We start from the raw sequence: 22,878 nt of genomic DNA, 5'->3' as shown, positions 1-22,878 counted from the left end.
GCGTCCGAGGACGTGCGGGGAGGCTGCGGAGGATGGGGGAGGAAGGTCGTGGACCCGCGCCCCGGTGCGCCGATAGGCTCTCCACCGTGACTCATGACCCGCATCCCCAGCAGGCCGAGCACAAGGAGCCCTATCGCACCATCTGCGTCGTCCTCGTAGCCATCGGCCTGGCGGCGGTTCCCGCCATCGCGCTGCTGGGACACCGCCGCATCGCCGTCCTGTGGGCGGCCACCGGGATCCTGGCGCTGGCCATCGTCCGGATCCAGCGTCCCGACGGCACCTGGCTGGCGGCGCGCAGCCGCCTGTTCGACGTCGGATTCGGTATCGGCCTGGCCGCCGTCCTGTTCCTGCTGTCCTCGTACGTCAACCTGCCCCGCGTCCTGTGAGAGGCGGAGCGCTCCCCGCGCGCCACTGATTTCTCCCGGAGACGCCGCGTGCCATCTCCTGTGATCTGGGCCGTTCGGCTGCCCATTTCTTGGTCCGGGGCGGCGCTGCGACCGATCGGTATGGCACGCTGGGCCCATTGAAGACGTCTCGTCACCTCGTTTCGCACCCTGAAGGTCCCCTATGACAAGCAATCCCTCGGTCCCGCCATCGCTGGGCCACCGCCTCAGCCACAGCATCCTCACCTGGGTCATCGGCGCCATCCTGGCGGCCCTGGTCCTAGGATCGATCCGGGTCGGAGGCCACCCGATCATCCCCAAGGCCGTCGGCAACGTCTTCGCGACCTTCTCCGACCTGTTCAGCCAGTTCCTCAACTTCGCCATCCCGCTCATCATCATCGGCCTGGTGACCCCCGCCATCGCGGACCTGGGGCGCGGCGCCGGCAAGTGGCTCGGCATCACCACGGCCCTGGCCTACACCTCCACCCTCTTCGCAGGCTTCCTCACCTTCCTGGTGTGCGCCGCCACCTTCCCCCGCCTGCTGGCCGGGACCTCCCTGGCCGACGTCGCCAAGCCCGAGGGGGCGCTCAGCAGCTACTTCACCGTGGAGATGCCCCCGCCGGTGGAGGTCATGACGGCGCTGCTGCTGTCCTTCATCTTCGGTATCGGTCTGTCCCTGGTTCCCCGGGGGGTCCTGCGCAAGGGCTCCATCGAGTTCCGGGCCATCATCACCCGGCTCATCGAGCGGATGATCATCCCGCTGCTGCCGCTGCACATCTTCGGCATCTTCCTCAACCTCACCTACACGGGCGCCGCGGGCTCGGTCATGAAGGCGCTCCTGCGGGTCGTCGTCGTGGTCCTCATCCTGGAGGTCGTCATCCTGGCCATCCAGTTCGGCCTCGCCGGGATCATCGGGCGCCGCAACCCGCTCAAGGCCCTGCTCACCATGGTCCCGGCCTACCTCACGGCCCTGGGGACCTCGTCGTCGGCGGCCACGATCCCCGTCACCCTGCGCCAGACGAAGAAGAACGGCGTGTCCGACGCGGTGTCCTCCTTCACCATCCCCCTGTGCGCCACGATCCACCTGGCGGGGTCGACCTCGAAGATCTTCGCCTTCGCCTTCGCCATCGTCCTCACCCAGGACCTGCACGTGAGCACCGCCCAGTGGATCGGCTTCATCTTCATGCTCGGCATCACGATGGTGGCCGCGCCGGGCGTGCCCGGGGGCGCCATCATGGCGGCCACCGGTCTGCTGTCCTCCATGCTCGGCTTCAACGACCAGCAGGTGGCTCTCATGATCGCCACCTACATCGCGCTGGACTCCTTCGGGACCGCCACCAACGTCACCGGTGACGGCGCCATCGCCATCATCGTGGACCGTATGGCCGGCGGCTCCGTCAACGACGAGGGCGACCCGGAGAACGTCCGCGAGCTCTCCTTCGACGGCATGGCCTACCTCCATGCCGTCAGTGTCGAGGGCGTCGTCAGCCCCGAGGAGCTGGAGGCCTCGGCCGCCGCCACCCGCTCCGGGGAGTAGAACGCATCCACCCACGAATCGGGCGCCGAGAGTCACCGGGACTCTCGGCGCCCGATCGGCGTATCGGTCAGTGTCCGCGGTTGGTGAGTGTGCGCAGCGGCCCCGGCTCGGCCAGGAGCTTGGCCGGCGGGCCGGCCTGCACCACGGTCCCGGCGTCCATGACGACGATGTGGTCTGCCTGCTCGGACCACTGCAGGCGGTGGGTGATCTCGATGATCGTGGCCTGCGGCAGGTAGGTGCGCACCCCGATGCGCACTCGCTCGTCCAGCTCAGGGTCCAGATGCGAGGTGAACTCGTCGAGGATGAGCACCCCGGGACGGGCCAGGAGGGCTCGCGCCAGTGCCAGTCGCTGCCGCTGCCCCCCGGATAGGGACTGGCCGCGCTCACCGACGAGGGTGTCGTAGCCGTCCTCGAGGGCCTCGATGTCCTCATCGATGCAGGCGGCCCGACAGGCCCGGCGCACCTGGGCGTCACTGGCCGACGGCGCCGCCAGGCGCACGTTGTCGGCGATGGCGGCGCGCATGAGGTGGACCTGCTGATCCACCATGCCGATCTCCTGGTAGAGGCTGATGGCGCGCAGATCTGCCACGTCCTGACCGTCGATGAGGATACGGCCCGACTCCGGCTCGTCGAAGCGCACCGCCAGCTGGGCCAGCGTGGACTTGCCCGAGCCGGAGGCCCCCACGATGCAGGTCCACTTTCCGGCCCTGGCCCGCAGGCTCACCCCGTGGACGGCCTGCGCGGCGGTGTTGGGGTAGGAGTAGCTGATGTCCTGCCACAGGACCTCGTGGGAGATCCCGCTGGTCAGCTCCTGATCGCCGTCGTGCACCTCCACGGGGGCGTTGACGACCTCCCACACCCTCTCGGCCGAGGCGAAGGAGGCGTTGAGCGCCCCCGAGAGCTCCTCGACGCCGCGCACGGTCTCGGTCATACGCAGGACCGCCGCCGCAGCCGCAGCCAGGAGGGGGACGCCGGCGCCGGAACCGGTGGCGGGCAGCATCGCCCCGACCATGACGACGACGATCGGCGCCGTCAGGCTCGCCAGCTGGTTGACGCCCCGGCGCACGGAGGCCCACTGGCCGCCTGGCCGCGAGGCACCGGCGATCTCGGCGTCGATCCGGGCCATCTCATCAAGACGCTCCTGGCTGCGCCCGTACCCGACGACCTCGCTCATGCCCTGAACGGTGTCGGTGACGTGCTGGGTGAGGTCCGCCCGCGCCGCGGAGGCCGAGCGGGAGGCCTCCAGGGAGGCCGTGAAGCCAAGGCGGGGAACCACGAGCAGCTGGACGGCCACGAAGGGCAGCGCCGCCAGCGCCACCGGCCAGGACACCTTGAGGCCGATGACCGTGAGCACCACGATCGGGGTGATGACGGCGGAGACCGCCGGGGCGAAGGTGTGGGCGAAGAAGACCTCGATGCGGTCCACGTCCTTGGTGGCTCGCGACAGCAGGTCGCCCGAGCGCGAGGTCGCACTGACCCTGGGGGAGCGGGGGATGAGCGAGCGGAAGATCTGCCCGCGCAGCAGCTCGAGGGCCTTGAAGGCCACCAGGTGGCCGAGGAACTGCTCGGCGTAGCGCAGCGCCGCCTTGAGCAGCGACAGTCCCGCCATGACCGCCAGCACCGGCCAGACGGCGGGCAGGGGCGCACCGGTCGCCATGGCCAGCCCCGCCCGGGCCACGGCGTAGGCCCCCAGGGCGAACAGGGCCACACCGCTGAGCAGGTCGATGGTGCGGCACAGCGTGGAGCCCAGCAGCGGCGACAGGACCGGGCGGGTGACCCGAAGCAGCCAGCGCACGAGCGTCGCACGCGAGGGACGCTCCTGGGTGGACGCACTGGCCCCGGCGCTCGCGCTGCGCCGGACAGATCGGCCGGCCTCCTGCGACCGGGACGCTGATGATCGCGTGGACCGGATCATGACCGCTCCTGCCCGTGGTTCCCGGCGGCCGCCCCGGCAGTGGTGCCGCCGGCCCGCTGGGAGCCGGCCTTGGCACCATCGGTCTTGGTGCCATCGGTCTTGGCGAGCTCGGGGCCGGCCGCCGCGCCGTCGGCTGAGGGAGCCTGGGCAGTTCCAGCCGGGCCGGCCGTGCCCACCTCGTGGAGCCCGTGGGCCTCGACCCTCACGGTCCGGTCCGCAGTCGTCAGCGCCCCCGCACGGTGCGAGATGGTGATGACGGTCCGGCCCCGGGCCAGCTGCTCGATGGACTCGACGATGGCCGCCTCACTGGCCAGGTCCACCTGGCTGGTGGGCTCGTCCAGCAGCAGCACGGGGCGGTCGGCCAGGAACGCGCGCGCCAGGGACAGGCGCTGGGCCTGACCTCCCGAGAGCCCCAGCCCCGCCTCGCCGACCTGCGTCTCCAGCCCCTCGGGCATGAGGGCCACCTCCTTGTCCAGGCGGGCCACCTCCAGGGCGTGCCACATCTGCGAGGGCGTCGCGTAGGGCTGGGCCAGACGCAGGTTGTCCGCGATCGTGCCGGTGAACAGCCACGTCGTCTGCGCCACCAGTGCGGAGGCCGCCCGCACCTGCTCCTGGGTGGCGGCGGTCAGCTCGGCGCCCTCGACGCGCAGGGACCCGGCGCTGGGCAGCAGGTTCCCGGCCAGCATCGCCATGAGTGTGGACTTACCCGCGCCCGAGGGGCCCACGACCGCCAGGTGCTCGCCGCGACGCACGGTGAGGTTCACGCCCTCAAGCACCGGCTCCTCGCCCCAGGCGGCCTCGACGTCGTCGAGCACGATGGAGGCCCGCGCCTCAGCGGTGCTCGAGGCCCCGGCCCGTGTCCCGGGGCGCGCCGCGGAGCGGGGCAGGGGCCGGGACAGGATCCGACGGATGGCGCGCTGGTTGGCCATGCCTCCCATCCCCACGTAGAAGAAGGCCCCCACATGGTCCAGCGGCTCCAGGAGCACGTAGGAGGTGAGCACGATCGCCAGCGCGTCGCCGACGTCGATCGCACCGATGGACAGGCGGACCAGGGCCAGGCCCGCGGCCACGGTGATGAGGAAGAGCGAGAAGAGTCCATCGGTGAGCAGGATGACGAGCTGGTTGCCGGCCAGCAGGCCCATGACGGCGCGCCGGTTCGTCTCCCCCTCCAGGCGCAGGCGGGCGCTGGTGCGCTCCGCCGCCCGAGCCAGGGTGAGGGTCCGCAGCCCCTGGATGGCGTCGAGGTACTCGGCGGCCAGCCGCGTGCGCGCCCGGCGCGAGTCCGACGACGAGGCCCGCAGCCGCGAGTGGGCGAAGGCGATGAAGGCCGGCACCACGACGACGGCCGTCCCCAGGACCAGGGCGGGGACGACGTCGACGGCGGCGGCCAGCTCGACGAGCACCAGCAGGGGCGCCGCGGCCGCGGCCAGGGTGGGGGCCAGGAAGGTCTGCCGGTAGAGGGCCACGCGCTCGGCGCCGTCGGTCAGCAGGGAGGCGGTGGCGCCGCTGCGGACGTCGGCGGCGCGCGCCGGGCCCAGGCCCAGCAGATGGGCCAGCGTGAGCCGGCGCAGGTGGGCCTCCTCGCTGAGCGCGCTGGAGCGGGCGACCCGCTGGGCCAGCAGCTGGCAGGCGGCGCTCAGGACTGCCGCGGCCAGCGCCTGGGCCAGCAGGCCGGCCACCGGTGAGGAGCGCAGCAGGGCTCCCAGGGCGCGCCCGGTGGAGATGAGGCACCACCCCGAGCCCAGGGCGCCCAGCAGCGTCAGGCCGAAGGAGACGACGCCCGCTCGGCGCCCTGCGGATGAGGAGACCACGGGTGGGGGCGTGGAGCCGCGGCGCAGCGGCGCCGGAAGCGGCACGAGGGATCGGCGTGAGCTCATCACGGTCCTGGAGGCGAGAAACGGGCTGGGGGAGGACTCCAGCGTATCGACCAGGACGGGGTGCTGTCAGGAGCGTTCAGGATCTCGGTGAGATCACCGAGTACCAGCAGGATCCCCACCACCATCGGCCCCAGGAGTGGTGAGAGTCACGAAATGTGGTGGATCGGTGCGTTCACCTGCGCGGACGTCATAGCGTTGTCCTGCCGGGCTGCCGCCTGCGGCCCGCGACGACACACGTCTCGAAGGAGTCCTCGATGGCAAACGCCCCCGTCAACATCACCGTTACCGGTGCCGCCGGCAACATCGGATACGCGCTGCTGTTCCGCATCGCCTCCGGTGCCCTGCTCGGCCCGGACCAGCGCGTCAACCTCCGCCTGCTGGAGATCCCGCCGGCCGTCAAGGCCGCCGAGGGCACCGCCATGGAACTGTTCGACTCCGCCTTCCCGACCCTGGGCGGCGTGGACATCTTCGACGACGCCAAGGCCGCCTTCGAGGGCGCCAACATCGCCTTCCTCGTGGGCTCGATGCCCCGCAAGGCCGGTATGGAGCGCGCCGACCTGCTCTCCGCCAACGGCGGCATCTTCGGCCCCCAGGGTGAGGCGCTCAACGCCGGCGCCGCCGACGACATCAAGGTGCTCGTCGTGGGCAACCCCGCCAACACCAACGCACTCATCGCCGCCTCCCACGCCCCCGACATCCCCGCCTCGCGCTTCACGGCCATGACCCGCCTGGACCACAACCGCGCCCTGGCCCAGCTGGCCACCAAGGCCGGCTGCCACGTCACCGACATCGACAAGGTCACCGTCTGGGGCAACCACTCCTCCACCCAGTACCCCGACCTGACCCACGCCACCGTCAAGGGCGCTCCCGTCACCGACATCCTGGCCGACCGCACCTGGGTCGAGGACGACTTCATCCCGACCGTCGCCAAGCGCGGCGCCGCCATCATCGACGCCCGCGGCGCCTCCTCGGCGGCCTCGGCGGCCTCGGCCGCCATCGACCACGTGCACGACTGGGTGCTGGGCACCTCCGGGTCCTGGACCTCCTCCTCGGTCATGTCCGACGGCTCCTACGGCGTGCCCGAGGGCATCATCTCCTCCTTCCCCTGCACCTCGGAGAACGGTGAGTGGAAGATCGTCCAGGGCCTGGAGATCGACGACTTCTCCCGCGGCAGGATCGACGCCTCGGCGGACGAGCTCGTCGAGGAGAAGAACACCGTGGCCTCCATGGGGCTCATCTGAGTCGTCGTCAGTCGCCCTGGTCGCCACCCGGCCAGGCCGCCGAGGGCTGAGAAGCCCTTATCGATCGTTGCGCTTCTGGCGGGCCCGCCCACCACCACATCTGGATCTGGCTCCCGCCCCCGGCTTGGGGGAGGGAGCCAGATGTGGTGAGATCGGGGCATGGCACGCCGCAGATCCAAGCGCCCCTACGGGCAGGGGCACATCCCCCTGAGCATGGACCGCCTCGCCTCCGTGCCGCGCACCCAGACCGGGCCCGGAGGGGCCGACTTCACCGTGCGCTACCTGCGCGGCGGGGACAAGCCCTACACCTGCCCCGGCTGCCACCGCGTCATCCCCGTCGGCACGGCGCACGTGGTGGCCTGGACCAACGAGTCCCTCTTCGGCGCGGACCGGGGCCTGGAGGAACGGCGCCACTGGCACACCTCCTGCTGGGAGCGCCGCCTCTGGTAGCCGAACCAGGGGCGGTGACCTGCCGAGCGCTCACACGAGCGGCTCGGGGGAGTGCTCCTCCCATCCCGGCAGCAGGCGGTCCAGGGCGAAGCGCAGCGGCACGACATCGCCGTCGCGTCCGCCCTCTCCGATGGTCATCGGTACCGGCTGGCCCTCGGGCCTGACCCCGCTCAGGCGCGGTCCCAGGCTCAACGGCATGGACAGGATGTAGAAGCGTCCCTCCGTGTCGATGCCGACGGTCTCATCGGCTCTCAGGTACCAGCCGCGCAGCGGGGTGCGGGCGCTGCCACCGGAGTACCCGCGCACCCGCAGCGGAACCGCTTCAAGACCCTCATCGCGGGCGACTCTGAGGAAGAGGCCGACGATGCGGGCCGCCCGGGCGTGCTCGGCGTCCTGACGCTCCTGGAGCATGCGGGCCCGCTGAGCGGCCGCCCGACGACGCGACGCCGCCCAGTCGGAGTCCTCGAAGTCCCCAGGGCCTGAGGCGCTGGACGACTCGTTCTCGAACCGGGCGGCGTCGTCGGCTGTCACGACTGCGCCTCAGCGGCGCCCCTTGCCCTGGCGGGGGTGGCGGTTGCCGGCGTTGCCGGAGCCGCCCGAGCCCCTGCCGGGAGCCGGGACGTTCTCAATGCGGCCGCCGCCCTTCTGGGCGTTCTTGGAGGTCGACTGGGCACCCGTCTGCTGGCCACGGTTCGAGGCCGCGGCGGCCGTGTTGCCGGTCGGGGCGGGAGCCGAGGTCGCCGACGGCGCCGAGGCGGCTGACGTCGCGGAGGCGCCGCCCGAGCCCGCGGCGTTGGCGCTGCTGGCACTGTTGCTGGCACTGTTGCCGCTGGCCGCCGGCTCCGCCGAAGCTGCGGAGGACTGCTCCTGCTCCGGCTCCTGAGCCTCCTGGGGCAGGGCCGCGACGTGGTCGCTGAAGGTGGGCGCCTGGGGCAGGACACCACCCAGGACTCCGCGCATCTCGGTGAGGTAGGCGGAGACGGAGTCGCGCTGGCGCTCGAGCTCCTGGAGCTGACGGGCGGCCACCTGAGCAGTGACGTCGGCGTCGGCACGGGCGTCGCTGACGATCTGCTCGGCCTCGATCCGGGCCTGGGCCAGGGTCTCCTCGGCCTGGGCGACCGCCTCCTCCTGACGCTTACGGGCCTCGGCGTCGGTGCGGGCACGGACCTCCTCGGCGCGCGAGAGCGCCTCCTGAAGACGCTCCTCGGCCTCCTGGGCCTGGACCTGGGCCTGCTCCTGCATCTCCCGGATGCGCTCGCGAGTGGCCTCGTGGGCGTCGGAGTCCTCCTGGGCGGCCTGCTCGTGCGCCGCGGCGATCTCCAGGGTGGCCTGCTGGCGCAGCTCGGTGGCCTCCGAGCGGGCGGCGGCGGCCTCATCGGTGGCCGATCGGCGCAGCGTCTCCGACTCGTTGCGCGCCGAGGTGAGGATCTCCTCGGCCTCGCGCCTGGCCTTGCCGACGGTCAGCTCGGCCTCCTGCTTGGCGGCCGAGAGGATCTCCTCGGCCTTCGTCGTGGAGGTCTTGTGCAGCTCGTCGGCCTCGGCCGCAGCGGCCTCACGGTTGGCAGTGGCGTCACGCTCGGAGGTGATGGCGATCTCGGCGGCCTGCTTGCGCGCCTGGGACAGGACCAGCGCGGCCTCGCGCTCGGCGGTGGCGCGCATCTCGGTGACGGCCGCCTCGGAGTCGGCGGAGATCTGGGCGGCCTTGCGCGAGGCGGAGGAGACGAGCTCCTGGGCGCGGGCCTCGGCGTTGGCCAGGGCGGTGGAGGCCTCTCCCTGGGAGCGGGAGCGCAGCTCACTGGCCTCGCGACGGGCGTCGGCGAGCAGGGTCGCCGCCTCCGAGGCGCTGCGCTCGGAGAGGTTCTTGGCGTTGGTCCGGGTGCGGGTCAGCAGCGCGTCGGCCTCGGCGTTGGCCTTGGACAGCACGGAGGCGCTCTGCTCCTCGGCGCTGCGCAGCAGCTGCTCGATCCGGGAGCCCAGGCCGGCGTAGGTCGGCTTGTCGGACTCCCGCAGCCGGCGCTGGGCGTCGGCCAGCTCACCGGCCAGTGTCATGGCGCGCTGGTCGAGGCTGGCGACCTCACGACGCGCGTCGGCCAGCTGACGAGAGAGCTGCTCCAGCTTCCGGTCGACCTGGGCGCGGTCGTAGCCGCGCATCGTGATGGCAAACTCGCTGTATTCCTCAGCCACGTCGGGTTCCTCCTCCTGGTGAGCCGGGGACGCTCACCGCCAGCCCAAGCGTAACGATTGGGCGCGATCGGGACGGTGGTCACGAAAGCGTGACGATACGCACAATCTAGCAGGCAGAGGCCCGGTTCTGAGCGGTATCGGCGGGGCGGCCGAGGAGGCGGTCGACGACCAGGCGGGCATCATCCGATCGTGGGCCGCCGTTTCTCCGAGTGTTCCTCCGGCTCACCACCGACAACCAGGCACTGTTTGGTGGGCGCTCAAGGTGTTTTCTGCCGGCTGGTTCCCGGGAGAGATCACTTCGCTCAGCGCGTGCCTCGTTGTGATTTTGCGCCGAGGTCGGTGCGGTCGCGGGGTCCGTCATGCGATTCTGGTTCCTGGCGGGCGCATGGTGAGCGCTCGCAGCGGTGTCCGGCTCCGTAGCCGGCCGTCGCCAACCGTGTCCGCGAGCATAGGAGACCCGCGTCGTGAGTCGACGTATCTTGAGCGTGGTAGTGACCGTCCTCGGGCTGGTCCTCATCGCCCTGGCCGTTTGCTCGGCCACCATCTGGAAACCCAGCTCCAAGGTCGAGGCGACGCTCGCCTCCGGTCCTTCCCAGCCCTACGTCGTCACGGCCCCCGGGGTCCTCAGTGGCGCGGAGTCCGACGTCGCCGTGACCGCGAAGTCCTCCGACGGCAAGGACGTTCACCTCTTCGTGGCCCGTGCGGCCGACGTCGAGGCATGGTTGAGCCCCGACGCCGACAACGCGCTTGCCTACACGGAGGTCACCGGAATCAATGCCGACGCCGGCACCCTGACCTCCAGTGACCAGACCCAGTACTGTCCGCCGCCCTCCGCCACGCCTGCCGCGTCCGCCGCGGCTGGCCCGCAGTCCTCGGCCTCCGCCCAGGCGGGCGCGACGCCGTCGGCCTCCGGGGCCTCCGGGTCGCAGTGCTCGGAGCGCAAGGCCAGTGGAGTGAGTGCCTCGGGCTCCGACCTCTGGCTCGGGGAGAAGAGCGGCGGCTCGTCGGTCACCTTCAACACCGCCGAGACCGCCGACCGCGCCCTGCTGCCGCGCAAGAACGTCGATGAGCAGATCGTCGTCATGGCGATGACCGACGGCAAGGCCCAGGCCCCCAACCTGACGATCAGCTGGTCGCGCCAGGTGGAGACGCCCTGGTACTTCTACGGCGGTCTGGTCCTGGGCGGCCTGTTCGTGCTGGCGGGAGCCTTCCTGTTCTTCATCGACCTCCAGCTGCGTCGCGCCGGCGTCGAGCGGCGGACTCGCTCGGCCGAGCGCGCGGCCCGCATCGCCAACGCCGACTCCGTCTCCACCGAGGGCATTCCCCAGGTGGATGATCCCGACCGGCAGCTGACCCGCCGAGAGCTGCGGGACAAGGAGCGCGCCGAGGCCTCCGGCGAGGCCTGGACCGACCCGCGCACGGGCCGCGTCTACCTCGACGGCATTGAGGCCCCCTCCGTCCCCCAGGCTCCCGAGACGCCTCCCGCCGGCGGCTACGGCGGTGGCTTCACCGGTGGATTCGGTGGATTCAATGAAGCCGGTGCCGGTGGTGGCTACGATGAGAGCCACCTCGGGCAGGAGGAACAGACGGCCGCGGGGGTCGCCCGGGGCTCGTCGGTCGTTCCCGGTCTCGACGAGGCCGCCGCCCAGCAGTACCGGGCCTCCCGAGGGCTGGAGGGACTCCAGGACGGTGAGGCGCTGGCGATCGCCTCGGACGACGCCGGCACATCAGCCGCGCCCGGGTTCTCCGATCTCTCCGATGCGCCGGGAGGCGGTGAGGCTCCTGCGCACACCAGTCACGTGAGCCACCACAGCCACGTGGCTCCGGGCGCTGAGCCGGCGCCCGGGCAGCCTGAGGCGCAGGACCACACGCGCTTCGCCCCCCAGGAGTACCAGGAGCACCACGGCAGCCACGCGGCGGCCGAGCCGGATGAGCGGCGGACCTTCGATGGCGACACCGCGGAGATCGAGGAGGTGGCGGCGTCGGCCCCGTCCCAGGACCCCAGCCTCCAGATGCCGACCGGCTTCGCCCAGCCCGAGCCTCAGTCCTGGCCGGTCACCGAACAGCCCCGGCCCGAGTCTCAGCCGTGGCAGGTCCCTGAGCAGCCCGAGCCTCAGCCCTGGCCGGCCACCGAGCAGCCCGGGTCTCAGCCGTGGCAGGTCCCTGAGCAGCTCGGGGCGGAGGCGAACGCGGAACCTCGCCCGCAAGCAGCCGAGCCCGAGGGCTCCGGCGAGAACTCTTCCTCCGCCGGCCTCACTGACCCGTCCACGACCTCGACCGTCTCGTGGCCCAGCTACTCCGACGGCGTCGAGCTGCCTCCCGCTGCCGACCCCGCCGCCATCCAGGCCGCCGACGCCGAGCCCCTTGGCGAGCCCGACCCCACCGCGGACCCCCACAACCAGGAGCACGCATGAAGTCCACCCGTCGAGCCTTCCTGAGCGCAGGCGGCGCCTCCGCCCTCGCCCTGAGCCTGGCCGCCTGCTCGAGGTCGCAGCCGAAGACCGCCGAGACCCAGGCCTCCGGCACTCCGATCGCCGAGCCCGTCCTCAATGACAAGCAGCTCTCCGAGATCCTCCAGCGCGTCCAGACCGGTCTGGCGACGGCGGACCAGGAGAGGAACGCTGACAAGCTCAAGGAGGTCATGTCCGGCCCGGCGGCCCGGATCCGTGCGGCCGAGTACGCCACGGCCTCCGCCAGCGGGAACAACGAGTTCATCCACCCCGTGACCACCACGATCCAGGGTGGGGGAGTGGGCCAGACCGTCGGCTTCCCCCGCAACGCCGCAGCGGCGTCGGAGGGTGCCAGCCCCTCGATCCTGTCCCTGGAGCAGAACTCGGCGCGCGACCAGTTCAAGGTGTGGGCCTGGGTGCAGGGGTTCTCGGAGCAGAAGAACATCCCGGTTCTGACCAAGCAGTCGGCTCAGCGCGCCAAGCAGGTGACGGCTGACTCCACGGGGCTGGTCGCCACCCCCCAGGCGGTCCTCGACGCCTATGTCGATGCGCTCAACAATCCCGAGGGCGAGAACGGCAAGGCCTTCCCCGATGACCTGCTGCGCCAGAAGATCCAGGCCACCCGTGCCACCAACCTCAGCTCCCTGGGCGAGGTCACCCTGACGGTGGCCGCCGGTCAGGACGGCTTCCAGGGGCTCCAGATGGAGGAGGGAGACGGTGGGGCACTGGTCTTCACGACCCTGACCTACACGGTTGTCTACAAGCGCACGGTCGACGGCTCCGATCTCACCCTGCAGGGTGACGTCGCCGCTCTCATGGGGGGCAACCAGAAGATCGTCGGCACGGTCACGGCCACCTACGACTCCATGGTCGCCTTCTCCATCCCCAAGGAGGGAAGCAGCGAGAAGGCGGCGATCCTGGGAGCCGAGACCGCGCTCATCAAGGTGGACCGGGACGACTCCCAGACCCCGGCTCCCACGGCCGCGGCGTCGACCAGACCGTCCTGACCTCTCCGATCCCCGGCCCGGCTCCGTGATCACTGTGACGACCACTGTGACCCCACGGAGTCGGGCCGCCGGTGCGCCTCTGAATGACGAGTGAGGCCTGCCGGTCGCGCCTGCGCTGAGAGACACCGAAAGACCCCGACCAATGAAGCAACCGGGCTGCGGCCCGAGGAAGGCAGCTGTCAATGAGCATGTTCGGCGCCGTCGACCTGTCCAGTTTCGCCCCCGCCACCAAGCCGGCCGGTCCTGCCGGCGGGGCCCCGGCTCCTGCGACGACTCCCATGGCGGGCGGGCCCGGGGGCGCCGGTGGTGGCCTGCCAGTGCCGCTCGTGGTCGACGTCGACGCCTCCAGCCTGCGTGACGTCGCCGAGGTCTCCACCCAGGTCCCCGTCATCGTCGTCCTCCACAGCCCGCGAAGCCAGGCCAGTGCCGATCTTGCCGCCGTCCTGGAGCAGCTCGCCGGCCAGTACGCCGGCCGCTTCCAGCTGGCCCGCGTGGATGTCGACGCCGCCCCGGAGGTCGCTCAGGCGCTCCAGGCTCAGGCCGTCCCCACGGTCGTGGCCCTCGTCGCCGGACAGCCGGTGCCCATGTTCCAGGGGCCGGTGCCCGAGGAGCAGCTGCGCTCGGTCATCGACCAGCTGCTGGAGGTGGCGGCCGCCAACGGCGTCAGCGGCACCATCGCCGTCGACTCCGGGGCCGGCGCCACGGCTCAGGAGGAGCCCGAGGAGACCGAGGTCGAGCGTGCCGCCCGTGAGGCCATCGAGGCCGGCGACTTCGCCGCCGCCGAGGAGGTCTACACCCATGCCATCGCCCAGAACCCGGGCGATGACGAGCTCAAGGTGGCCCGCAACCAGGTGCGCCTCATGGCCCGCCTGGACGGCCAGGACCCCCATGAGCTGCTGGCCGCGGCCGACGCCGCCCCCACCGATCTCGAGGCCGCCCTGGCCGGGGCCGACGCCGCACTGGCCCTCGGCGACGTCAACGCCGCCCTCGGCCGGGCCCTGGAGGCCGTGCGCACCCACCAGGGCGAGGAGCGTGAGACGGCTCGCCTGCGCCTGCTCGAGCTCTTCGAGGTCATCGGCTCCACCTCGCCGGAGGTCGCCCAGGCCCGCCGCCGCCTGGCCACGATGCTCTACTGAGCGCCTGCACCGCTTCCTCGGCAGACGTCAGTGCCCCTCACCTGGTCGGTGAGGGGCACTGACGTGCGGTGTGGGTCGTGAGGATCAGGCGATCGGCTCGGGACCGATCTTCCAGACCTCGCGGGCGTAGTCGCTGATGGTGCGGTCGGAGGAGAAGCGGCCCGAGCGGGTGATGTTCACCCAGGCCTTGCGCTGCCAGGCGCGGGCGTCGGCGTAGTCGGCCGCCATGGCGTCCTTGGTCTCGCGGTAGGAGGCGAAGTCGCCCAGGACGTAGTAGACGTCGGCCGGCTCGTAGGAGGCCTCCAGGAGGCTGCGGCGCAGGTCGGCGAACCAGCCCGAGCCGTTGTCGTCGAGGGTGCCGTCGGTGAAGGCGTCCAGGACGCGCTTGAGACCGGGGACGTTCTCGTAGTGCCACACCGGGTCGTAGCTCTCCCGCAGCGAGGGCAGCTCGTCCTCGGTGGCGCCGAAGATGTAGGCGTTGTCGTCGCCCACTGCCTCAAGGATCTCCACGTTGGCGCCGTCGAGCGTGCCCAGGGTCAGGGCACCGTTCATCATGAACTTCATGTTGGAGGTGCCAGAGGCCTCCTTGCCGGCCATCGAGATCTGCTCGGAGACGTCGGCGGCCGGGATGATGTGCTCGGCCGGGGAGACGTTGTAGTTGTGGACGAAGACGACCTTGATGGTCCGGGAGACGACGGGGTCGTTGTTGACGAGCCTCGCGATGGCGTTGATGAGCTTGATGACGCCCTTGGCGCGGATGTAGCCGGGAGCCGCCTTCGCGCCGAAGATGAAGACCCGCTTGGGGACCTGAAGGCTCGGGTCCTGCTTCATGCGGAAGTAGAGGTCCAGGACGTAGATGGCGTTGAGCAGCTGGCGCTTGTACTCGTGGAGGCGCTTGATCTGGACGTCGAAGATCGCCTCGGGGTCGATCTCGATGCCCTCGCGCTGGGCGATCCAGGCGGCGAAGTCCACCTTGTTGGCGTGCTTGATCTCAGCCAGGCGGTCGTAGACGGTCTCGTCGACGGCGTCGGTGAAGTCGCCCAGGAGCGAGAGGTCCTTGACCCAGGCGTCCGAGCCGGTGACCTCGTCCAGGAGCGCTGACAGCCGCGGGTTGCACTGGCGAAGCCAGCGGCGGGGGGTGACGCCGTTGGTCTTGTTGTTGAAGCGCTCGGGCCAGATGGCGTGCCACTCGCCCAGCGTCTCGCGCTTGATGATCTCGGTGTGCAGGGCGGCCACGCCGTTGATGGAGTAGGAGGCGTAGCAGGCGATCCAGGCCATGCGCACGGTGTCTCCGGAGACGGGGGCCATGTAGTCGATGGTGCCCTGGTCCAGGCCGCGCTCGGCCATCTCGAGACGGAAGCGACGGTCGATCTCGCGGACGATCTCGGTGATGCGCGGGAAGAGACGGTCGAAGATGGAGATCTCCCAGGTCTCCAGGGCCTCGGCCAGCACCGTGTGGTTGGTGTAGGCGAAGGTCTTGGTGACCACGTCCCAGGCCGCCTCCCAGCCCAGGTGGTGCTCGTCCATGAGGATGCGCATGAGCTCGGGGATGGCGAGCACCGGGTGGGTGTCGTTGAGCTGGATGGCGTTGTAGTCGGCGAAGCCGGACAGGTCCTGGCCGTGGTGGCTGACGTAGTTCTCGACGATCTGCTGGAGGGAGGCCGAGCAGAAGAAGTACTGCTGGCGCACCCGCAGGACCTTGCCCTCGTAGGTGGTGTCGTTGGGGTAGAGGACGCGGGAGATGTCCGAGGTGCGCTCGCGCTCGACGATGGCCTCGGTGAAGCGCTGGGAGTTGAAGGCGTCGTAGTCGAACTCCTCGACCGGCTCGGCCTTCCACAGCCGCAGGGTGCCCACGTTCTTGGTGCCGTAGCCGGTGATGGGCATGTCGTAGGGGATGGCGCGCACGGTCATGTCCCGGTAGCGCACCAGGCGCTGGGCCTCCTCGTGGCGGATGACGAAGGGGTAGCCCTCCTCCATCCAGGGATCGGGGTGCTCGGTCTGGAAGCCGTCCTCGAAGAGCTGCTTGAACAGCCCGTAGCGGTAGAGGATGCCGAAGCCGTTGACCGGCAGGTCCAGGGTGGCGCAGGAGTCCAGGAAGCAGGCGGCCAGGCGGCCCAGACCGCCGTTGCCCAGGGCGGCGTCGGGCTCCTGCTCCAGGACGTCGGTCAGGCTGACGCCGAAGGAGCCGACGGCCTCGCGGGCCTCGTCGACCATGCCCAGGTTGGACAGGTTGTTGAGCAGGGCGCGACCCATGAGGAACTCGGCGGAGAAGTAGTGCTCCTGACGACCGGCGCTGTACTTCTGCTCGGTGGCGTACCAGTCGTCCGCGATGGTGTCGACGACGGCGGCGGACAGGCCCTGCCAGACCTCCATGAGGGTGGCTGCGGTGGCGGGGCGACCGGATACGGCGCGCACCTGCGCGGGGGCGCTCGTGACCAGCTTCTGTGTCATTCTTCTTCCCTTGTCAGGCTTCGTGGTCACCGACTGCAAGATTATTGCAGCGGACTGAAATAAGCGTACATCGACGAGGGCCGGGCCGCCCGGCCTGCGCAGGGAGCACAGGGCGCCGGAGGCCGCGCGCCTGTGCGAGACAGGACCCAGACTACCGGCTCATAGGTGATGGTGCCGGGTGCAGATAGTCGGGTGCGGAACAAGGACGTCATCAGTCTCGCGACCCACGAGCACGCGGTGGGGCGGGAGGCTCCTCACCTCCCGCCCCACCGCGGCGTGTGGTCGCAGGCCGTGACGGCCGGCCGCACCGTGCTCGCGCCGGCTCGTACCGTCCGTGTCAGACGGCTTCAGTCGGCGTCAGCCGGCGTCGGCCTGTGCTGGCCGGCGCCGACCCGGATCAGTCCTGCACGGGGCGCAGGAAGACCGCGCCCATCGGGGGGACCCGCAGACGCACCGAGGCCGGCCGCCCGTTCCAGGGCAGGTCCTCGGCCTCGACGTGACCCAGGTTGCCCACACCGGAGCCGCCGTACTCCTCGGAGTCGGTGTTGAGGACCTCCTCCCAGTCCCCGGCGAAGGGCAGACCCACCCGGTAGCCCTCGTGCGGGGTGCCGGCGAAGTTGATGATGCAGACCATGAGGTCGGCCTTGCCGTCGGCGTCGACTCCCTTGCGCAGGTAGGACAGGACGTTGTGGTCGCCGTCGCCGGCCTCGATCCACTCGAATCCCCGGTGGGAGAAGTCCTCCGACCACAGGGCCGGAGAGCTCAGGTAGAGACGGTTGAGGTCACCGACCAGCGCGAGCAGCCCCTGGTGTCCCGGGTCGTCCAGGATCCACCAGTCCAGGGAGTTGTCCGCGTTCCACTCGGTCCCCTGCCCGAACTCCTGGCCCATGAACAGCAGCTGCTTGCCGGGGTGCGACCACTGGTAGGCGTACAGGGCGCGCAGACCCGCCAGCTCCTGCCAGGCGTCGCCGGGCATCTTGGACAGCAGGGATCCCTTGCCGTGGACGACCTCGTCGTGGCTCAGCGGCAGGATGAACTGCTCGGAGAAGGCGTAGACGAGGGAGAAGGTCAGCTCGCCGTGGTGGTAGCGGCGGTTGACCGGGTCCTCGGCCAGGTAGCGCAGGGTGTCGTTCATCCACCCCATGTTCCACTTCAGGCCGAAGCCCAGGCCGCCGTACTCGGTGGGGGCGGTCACCCCGGGCCAGGCCGTGGACTCCTCGGCGGCCATGATGATGCCGGGGTTCTTGCGGTAGGCGGTGGCGGTGGCCTCCTGCAGGAAGCTGATGGCCTCCAGGTGCTCGCGGCCGCCGAACTGGTTGGGGTGCCACTGGCCGTCCTGGCGCGAGTAGTCCAGGTAGAGCATGGAGGCCACGGCGTCGACGCGCAGGCCGTCGACGTGGAACTCCTCGAGCCAGTACAGGGCGTTGGCCACCAGGAAGTTGCGCACCTCGTTGCGTCCGAAGTTGAACACGTAGGTGCCCCAGTCGGGGTGCTCGCCGCGCTGCGGGTCGGGGTCCTCGTACAGCGGGGTGCCGTCGAAGCGGGCCAGGGCCCACTCGTCCTTGGGGAAGTGGGCGGGCACCCAGTCCAGGATGACGCCGATGCCGGCCTGGTGGAGCTGGTCCACCAGGTAGCGGAAGTCGTCGGGGGTGCCGAAGCGCGAGGTGGGCGCGTAGTAGCTGGTGACCTGGTAGCCCCAGGACCCGCCGAAGGGGTGCTCGGCCACGGGCAGGAACTCGACGTGGGTGAAGCCGGCCTCCTTGACGTAGGGGACCAGCTCCTCGGCCAGGCCGCGGAAGCCCAGGCCCTGGCGCCACGAGCCGATGTGGACCTCGTAGATGCTCATCGGGCCGTTGTGAGGATCGGTGGTGGCGCGCTTGGCCATCCACTCCTGGTCCTCCCACTGGTGGAACTGGTCGGTGACCACCGAGGCGGTGGCCGGGGGGACCTCGGTGGCCCGCGCCATCGGGTCGGCCTTCTGGTGCCAGGAGCCGTCGGCGAAGCAGATCTCGAACTTGTAGCGCGCGCCCACGCCGACGCCGGGGACGAAGAGCTCCCACACGCCCGACGAGCCCAGGGAGCGCATGGCGGTGGCGGTGCCGTCCCAGTAGTTGAAGTCGCCGACGACGCGCACGGCGCGGGCGTTGGGGGCCCACACCGCGAAGGCGGTTCCCTCGACCTCGCCCATGGGGCCGTCGTAGCGCTTGACGTGTGCGCCCAGGACCTCCCACAGCTCCTCGTGGCGGCCCTCGGCGATGAGGTAGGTGTCCATCTCGCCCAGGGTGGGCATGTAGCGGTAGGGGTCGTCGACGGTGGTGGTCTCGTCGCCGTAGGTGACCTTGATGCGGTAGTCGGGGACCTCCTGGCCCGGCAGGACCGCGACCCACACGCCGTCCTGCTCGTGGGTGGCCGGGTAGGTGCCGTCCTTGGTGACGACGACGACGTTGTCGGCCAGGTGACGGACGGTGCGGACGGTGACCCCGTCCTCGCCCACGTGCGCGCCCAGGACCTCGTGCGGGTCGTGGTAGCGCGCGTAGGCGACGTCGGCCAGAACCCAGGGGTCCACGGGTACGGGGTTGAGGTCGGCCGGGGCCGGGGACCTGGGGTCGTTCTCAGGGGTGTTGGCGCTCATACAGCAACTCTTCCATGCGTCGGTGATTAACGGGTGCTTTTGGACGTCGAACCGATGGGATGATGGGGGCAAGAGATCGTTCCGTGCTCAGCCCTCCGTGCGTTCGTTCAGGACCGAGTCGATCCCCGCCACGGGGATGCCCAGCCAGTCGGGGCGGTTGCGGGCCTCATAGACGGCCTCGTACAGGGCCTTGTCGAGCTCCAGGCAGGTCAGGACCGTCTGGCGCGAATCCTCCGCCTGCCCGGTTGCCTGCGACGAGCCCTGTGAATCGCCCTGGGAGGCGGGCTCAGGGCGGGTCTCCCGGCGCGCCTGGCGGTAGCCGTCCTCGAAGGCGGTGCGTACGGCGGCCAGCCAGTCGGGGTGGGGCGCCTCTCCCACGGCCGCCGCGTAGTCGAAGGAGCGCAGCATCCCGGCCACGTCCCGGGCCGGCAGATCGGGGTCGGAGCGCTGGGCCAGGGGGCGCAGGGGCTCGCCCTCGAAGTCCAGCACGTACCAGCGCTGCCGGCCGCCGACCTCATGAAGCACCTGCCCCAGGTGGTAGTCGCCGTGAATGCGGGTGACCGGCTCCAGAGCGGGCAGCTCCTCGAGCCGCGCCAGCGTCTGCTCCACCTTGAGCTCCAGGGCGGGGATGTGGCCGGAGAGCTCGGGCACCTCCTCCAGCGCCCACCGGGCCCGGCTGCGCAGTGCCGCTGCCAGCTCGGCCGGCGCGGGGGGCCGGCTCGTGCCCAGGGAGGCGGCCAGGTGGTGGTGCATCTGCGCCGTCGTGCGTCCCAGGTCCCGGGCCAGGTCGACGGCGCGGGCCCGCACCGGCCCGTCGACGTCGTCGGTGGAGGCCAACGAGCAGAACAGCTCGAAGCCGTCGTCGGCACGGGGCACGAAGCTGCACGCCACCGCCGAGTCGGTCGACTCCTCCAGGGTCGGTTGGCCGCAGCCTCCGATGCGCGTCCAGGTCAGGGTGGACCATGCCACCGGGGTGCGCACCCGGTCCCAGCCGCTGCGGGCCAGGGCCACGGAGAGCTCGACGTCGGGGTTGCGGCCGTGCTCCAGGACCCGCAGGAGCTTGACGATGAGGTCACCGGTGGCGGCGTCCTGCTCACCGAGGGCCTCGCCGTCGCCTGCGGGAGCAGGCAGGATCACGGAGGTGTTGGACTGCTCCCCGGTGGTCACCCGCAGCCTCGGGGCGCGCTGGGCGATGGCCAGGGCGCCGGCCCGGCTCAGGACGGTGCCCGCCTCCAGCGCCCCCAGGGCCCAGGCGCGCCAGAAGGCCGGGTGGTGGGCGCCGTCGACCAGGGCCACCGGCGAAGGCGCTCCGCCGGAGGCGGTCTCCAACAGCAGGCCGTGGTTGCCGGACGCCTCACCCGGGGCGGCGAAGGAATCGAGCGCGTCGGCGGCCTCCAGGACCACGGGGACGTGCAGCAGCACCATCCCGTCGCTGTGGCCGGTCTCGGCCTGGTTTCCCCTCAGGGCCGCGATGACCAGGTCGCGCACCCCCGCCTCCGGCTCCCAGGAGGCGATGATCCGCAAGGAGCCCAGCGGCGGGGCGGCGTCCCCCTTGAGCGGGAACCAACGTCGCTGAAGCATCCACGGGCCCAGGGCCGCCAGGATCTCGGCGTCACTGGGCCAGGTCGACGGCGCCTCGGCGCTGCGCAGCGACCTGACCGGCGCTGCTGGGGCCTGGGCGTGCGACTGCTCGGCGGCGGAGGTGGACTCGGTGGGCATCAGGAATCCTCGATCGGGTGGTGGTCGTGGTCTGCGTCCGCGTGGGAGGCGTCAGCCGGGGACTCGGCGGCGTGCGAGCTCCCGGGGGCCTCCCGGTTGCCGCTCTCCCGTGAGACATCGGGCTCCTCGCGCTCGACGGACAGCCAGTAGTAGCCGCGCGCCCCCAGCGTCAGGGTGAGGTGACCATCGTCATCGACCGACGGGAAGGCGCAGCCGCCGAACAGGTCGGTGGTGCGCCGCCCGGCCAGCTCGGGCACCTCGATCGTCACCGAGCGGGGCGTGGCCGAGAGGTTGGCGACGCACAGCAGGCTCTCGGCGCCCTCCTCCGAGGGATCGTCGCAGCGCGTGTGCGCCAGGACGGCGTCGTCGCTGGTGGGACGCAGACGGAAGCCGCCGCGTCCCAGCACGGGGTGGGAGCGGCGCAGGTGCAGGATCCGCCGGGTGAAGTGCAGCAGGGAGTCGGGCCGACCCATCTCGGTGGCCACCGTCAGGTGCGCGTAGCCCGGGGCCTGGATGAGCGGCAGGGTCAGCGCGCCGGGGTCGACGACGGTGGAGAAGCCCATGTTGGGCGAGTCGTCCCACTGCATGGGGGTGCGCACCGCGTCGCGGTCCTCCAGCCAGATGTTCTCACCCATGCCGATCTCGTCGCCGTAGTAGAGGCAGGGACTGCCCGGCAGCGACAGGAGCAGGGCGTAGGCCAGCTCGACCTCGGCGCGCGAGGCGTCCAGGAGCGGGGCCAGGCGGCGCCGGATCCCGATGTTGGCGCGCATGCGCTCCTCGGGGGCGTACCAGGCGTACATCTGGTCGCGCTCGGCGTCGGTGACCATTTCCAGGGTCAGCTCGTCGTGGTTGCGCAGGAAGGTCCCCCACTGCCCGTGGGCGGGGATGTCGGGGGTCTTCTCCAGCACCCAGCGGATGGCCTCGGCCGAGCCCTGGCGCAGCGCGTAGAAGATGCGCGGCATGACCGGGAAGTGGAAGCACATCGTGCACTCCGGCGCCTCCTCGGTGCCGAAGTACTCCACGACGTCGTCGGGCCACTGGTTGGCCTCGGCGATCGTGATCGTCCCGGGGAACTCCCGATCGAGCATCTCGCGGATACCCGCGATGATCTCATGGGTGCCGGGCAGGTTCTCGCAGCTGGTGCCCTCGGACTCGGTCAGGTAGGGGATGGCGTCGAGGCGGAAGCCGTCCACCCCGGTGCGCGCCCAGAAGCGGATGACGTCGTGGATCGCCTCGATGACCGCCGGGTTGCGGTAGTTGAGGTCGGGCTGGTGGGAGAAGAAGCGGTGCCAGTAGAACTGGCCGCGCTCGACGTCGTAGGCCCAGTTCGACTCCTCGGTGTCCACGAAGATGATACGGGCGTCGTCGTAGCCGGAGTCGTCGTCGGCCCACACGTAGAAGTCCCCGTAGGGGCCCTCGGGGTCCGAGCGGGAGGCCTGGAACCAGGGGTGGGCGTCGGAGGTGTGGTTGACGACCATGTCGATGACGATGCGGATCCCGCGCTGATGGGCCTGGTGGACCAGCTCGCGGAAGTCCTCCATCGTGCCGTAGCGCGGGTCGATCGCCGTGTAGTCGGAGATGTCGTAGCCGCCGTCGCGGATGGGCGAGGGGTAGAAGGGCGGGATCCACACGCAGTCCACGCCCAGCCACGCCAGGTAGTCCAGGCGGGAGATGAGCCCGCGCAGGTCACCGATCCCGTCGCCGTCGGAGTCGGCGAAGGAGCGCAGCAGCGCCTCGTAGAAGACGGCCGTGCGGAACCACTCGGGGTCGGCGCTGATGCCGGGGCGGGCCTGGGCCGGCAGGACCGGCACCCCGGGGATCGGCGGCGCCACCGTCATCGGCATGGGGACCCCGCCGCTGGGGGTGGGGATCGCCGCCATGGGGGCCGGTACGGGC

The 22,878-nt window shown here is 71.0% G+C and carries 15 protein-coding genes; 7 read left to right on the top strand and 8 right to left on the bottom strand.

The annotated features are described in order from the left end of the window. Window positions 1-86 precede the first annotated feature (86 nt). Together HCR68_RS06275 and HCR68_RS06270 are read left to right on the top strand one after the other, a co-directional pair. Complete coding sequence (locus HCR68_RS06275; RefSeq protein ID WP_167147714.1) at window positions 87-386, top strand: DUF3017 domain-containing protein; 300 nt, start codon at window positions 87-89, stop codon at window positions 384-386. Between the two features lie 181 nt (window positions 387-567). Then, the gene (locus HCR68_RS06270) at window positions 568-1,920 is read left to right on the top strand and encodes a dicarboxylate/amino acid:cation symporter (RefSeq protein WP_167147711.1); all 1,353 of its coding nucleotides are present in this window, start codon (window positions 568-570) and stop codon (window positions 1,918-1,920) included. 67 nt (window positions 1,921-1,987) lie between these two features. Here HCR68_RS06270 and HCR68_RS06265 read toward each other — a convergent pair whose 3' ends face one another. Together HCR68_RS06265 and HCR68_RS06260 are read right to left on the bottom strand one after the other, a co-directional pair. Continuing rightward, window positions 1,988-3,835 carry an ABC transporter ATP-binding protein gene (locus HCR68_RS06265; RefSeq protein WP_167147708.1) on the bottom strand — a complete coding sequence of 616 codons (1,848 nt, stop codon included), beginning with the start codon at window positions 3,833-3,835 and terminating at the stop codon, window positions 1,988-1,990. Then, a complete protein-coding gene (locus HCR68_RS06260; RefSeq protein ID WP_167147704.1) occupies window positions 3,832-5,712 on the bottom strand; it encodes an ABC transporter ATP-binding protein in 1,881 nt (626 codons plus the stop codon). The genes HCR68_RS06265 and HCR68_RS06260 overlap by 4 nt, the downstream gene beginning before the upstream one ends. Window positions 5,713-5,966: 254 nt before the next feature. Between HCR68_RS06260 and HCR68_RS06255 the strand changes: the two genes are divergently transcribed. Next, a complete protein-coding gene (locus tag HCR68_RS06255) occupies window positions 5,967-6,953 on the top strand; it encodes a malate dehydrogenase (RefSeq protein WP_167147701.1) in 987 nt (328 codons plus the stop codon). 159 nt (window positions 6,954-7,112) lie between these two features. After that, complete coding sequence (locus HCR68_RS06250) at window positions 7,113-7,403, top strand: hypothetical protein (protein ID WP_167147698.1); 291 nt, start codon at window positions 7,113-7,115, stop codon at window positions 7,401-7,403. Between the two features lie 30 nt (window positions 7,404-7,433). Here HCR68_RS06250 and HCR68_RS06245 read toward each other — a convergent pair whose 3' ends face one another. Then, entirely contained in the window at window positions 7,434-7,934 is a 501-nt protein-coding gene (locus tag HCR68_RS06245; RefSeq protein WP_167147695.1) for a hypothetical protein, read from the bottom strand. A gap of 9 nt (window positions 7,935-7,943) precedes the next feature. After that, window positions 7,944-9,587 carry a DivIVA domain-containing protein gene (locus tag HCR68_RS06240; RefSeq protein WP_167147693.1) on the bottom strand — a complete coding sequence of 548 codons (1,644 nt, stop codon included), beginning with the start codon at window positions 9,585-9,587 and terminating at the stop codon, window positions 7,944-7,946. A gap of 464 nt (window positions 9,588-10,051) precedes the next feature. Here HCR68_RS06240 and HCR68_RS06235 point away from each other — a divergent pair, with 464 nt between their 5' ends. The 3 genes from HCR68_RS06235 (at window position 10,052) to HCR68_RS06225 (ending at window position 14,180) form a co-directional block, all read left to right on the top strand. Beyond that, the gene (locus tag HCR68_RS06235) at window positions 10,052-12,001 is read left to right on the top strand and encodes a hypothetical protein (protein WP_167147689.1); all 1,950 of its coding nucleotides are present in this window, start codon (window positions 10,052-10,054) and stop codon (window positions 11,999-12,001) included. Beyond that, window positions 11,998-13,044 (top strand): Tat pathway signal protein, encoded by a 1,047-nt coding sequence (locus tag HCR68_RS06230; protein ID WP_167147686.1) that lies wholly within the window; start codon window positions 11,998-12,000, stop codon window positions 13,042-13,044. Before HCR68_RS06235 ends, HCR68_RS06230 begins: the two co-directional genes overlap by 4 nt. A gap of 182 nt (window positions 13,045-13,226) precedes the next feature. Further along, window positions 13,227-14,180, top strand: a complete 954-nt coding sequence (locus HCR68_RS06225) for a tetratricopeptide repeat protein (protein ID WP_167147683.1) — start codon at window positions 13,227-13,229, stop codon at window positions 14,178-14,180. 84 nt (window positions 14,181-14,264) lie between these two features. Here the strand turns inward: HCR68_RS06225 and HCR68_RS06220 are convergent, their stop codons facing one another. The 4 genes from HCR68_RS06220 to treS all read right to left on the bottom strand — a co-directional run bounded on the left by HCR68_RS06220 (window position 14,265) and on the right by treS (window position 22,826). Continuing rightward, on the bottom strand, window positions 14,265-16,631 hold the full coding sequence (locus tag HCR68_RS06220; protein ID WP_167147681.1) for a glycogen/starch/alpha-glucan phosphorylase: 2,367 nt from the start codon (window positions 16,629-16,631) through the stop codon (window positions 14,265-14,267). A gap of 397 nt (window positions 16,632-17,028) precedes the next feature. Beyond that, complete coding sequence (glgB, locus tag HCR68_RS06215; RefSeq protein ID WP_167147678.1) at window positions 17,029-19,263, bottom strand: 1,4-alpha-glucan branching protein GlgB; 2,235 nt, start codon at window positions 19,261-19,263, stop codon at window positions 17,029-17,031. A gap of 87 nt (window positions 19,264-19,350) precedes the next feature. Continuing rightward, window positions 19,351-20,982: a phosphotransferase gene (locus HCR68_RS06210; RefSeq protein WP_167147675.1), complete on the bottom strand. Its 1,632-nt coding sequence runs from the start codon at window positions 20,980-20,982 to the stop codon at window positions 19,351-19,353. After that, the gene (gene treS / locus HCR68_RS06205; RefSeq protein ID WP_243858969.1) at window positions 20,982-22,826 is read right to left on the bottom strand and encodes a maltose alpha-D-glucosyltransferase; all 1,845 of its coding nucleotides are present in this window, start codon (window positions 22,824-22,826) and stop codon (window positions 20,982-20,984) included. The genes HCR68_RS06210 and treS overlap by 1 nt, the downstream gene beginning before the upstream one ends. Window positions 22,827-22,878 lie beyond the last annotated feature (52 nt).

The sequence above is a fragment of the Actinomyces sp. ZJ308 genome, from assembly GCF_011752065.1.
In the GTDB taxonomy this organism is placed as follows: Bacteria; Actinomycetota; Actinomycetes; order Actinomycetales; family Actinomycetaceae; genus Actinomyces.
Note: the sequence above shows the minus strand (reverse complement) of the source record. Positions and strands in the feature narration are given on the sequence as shown.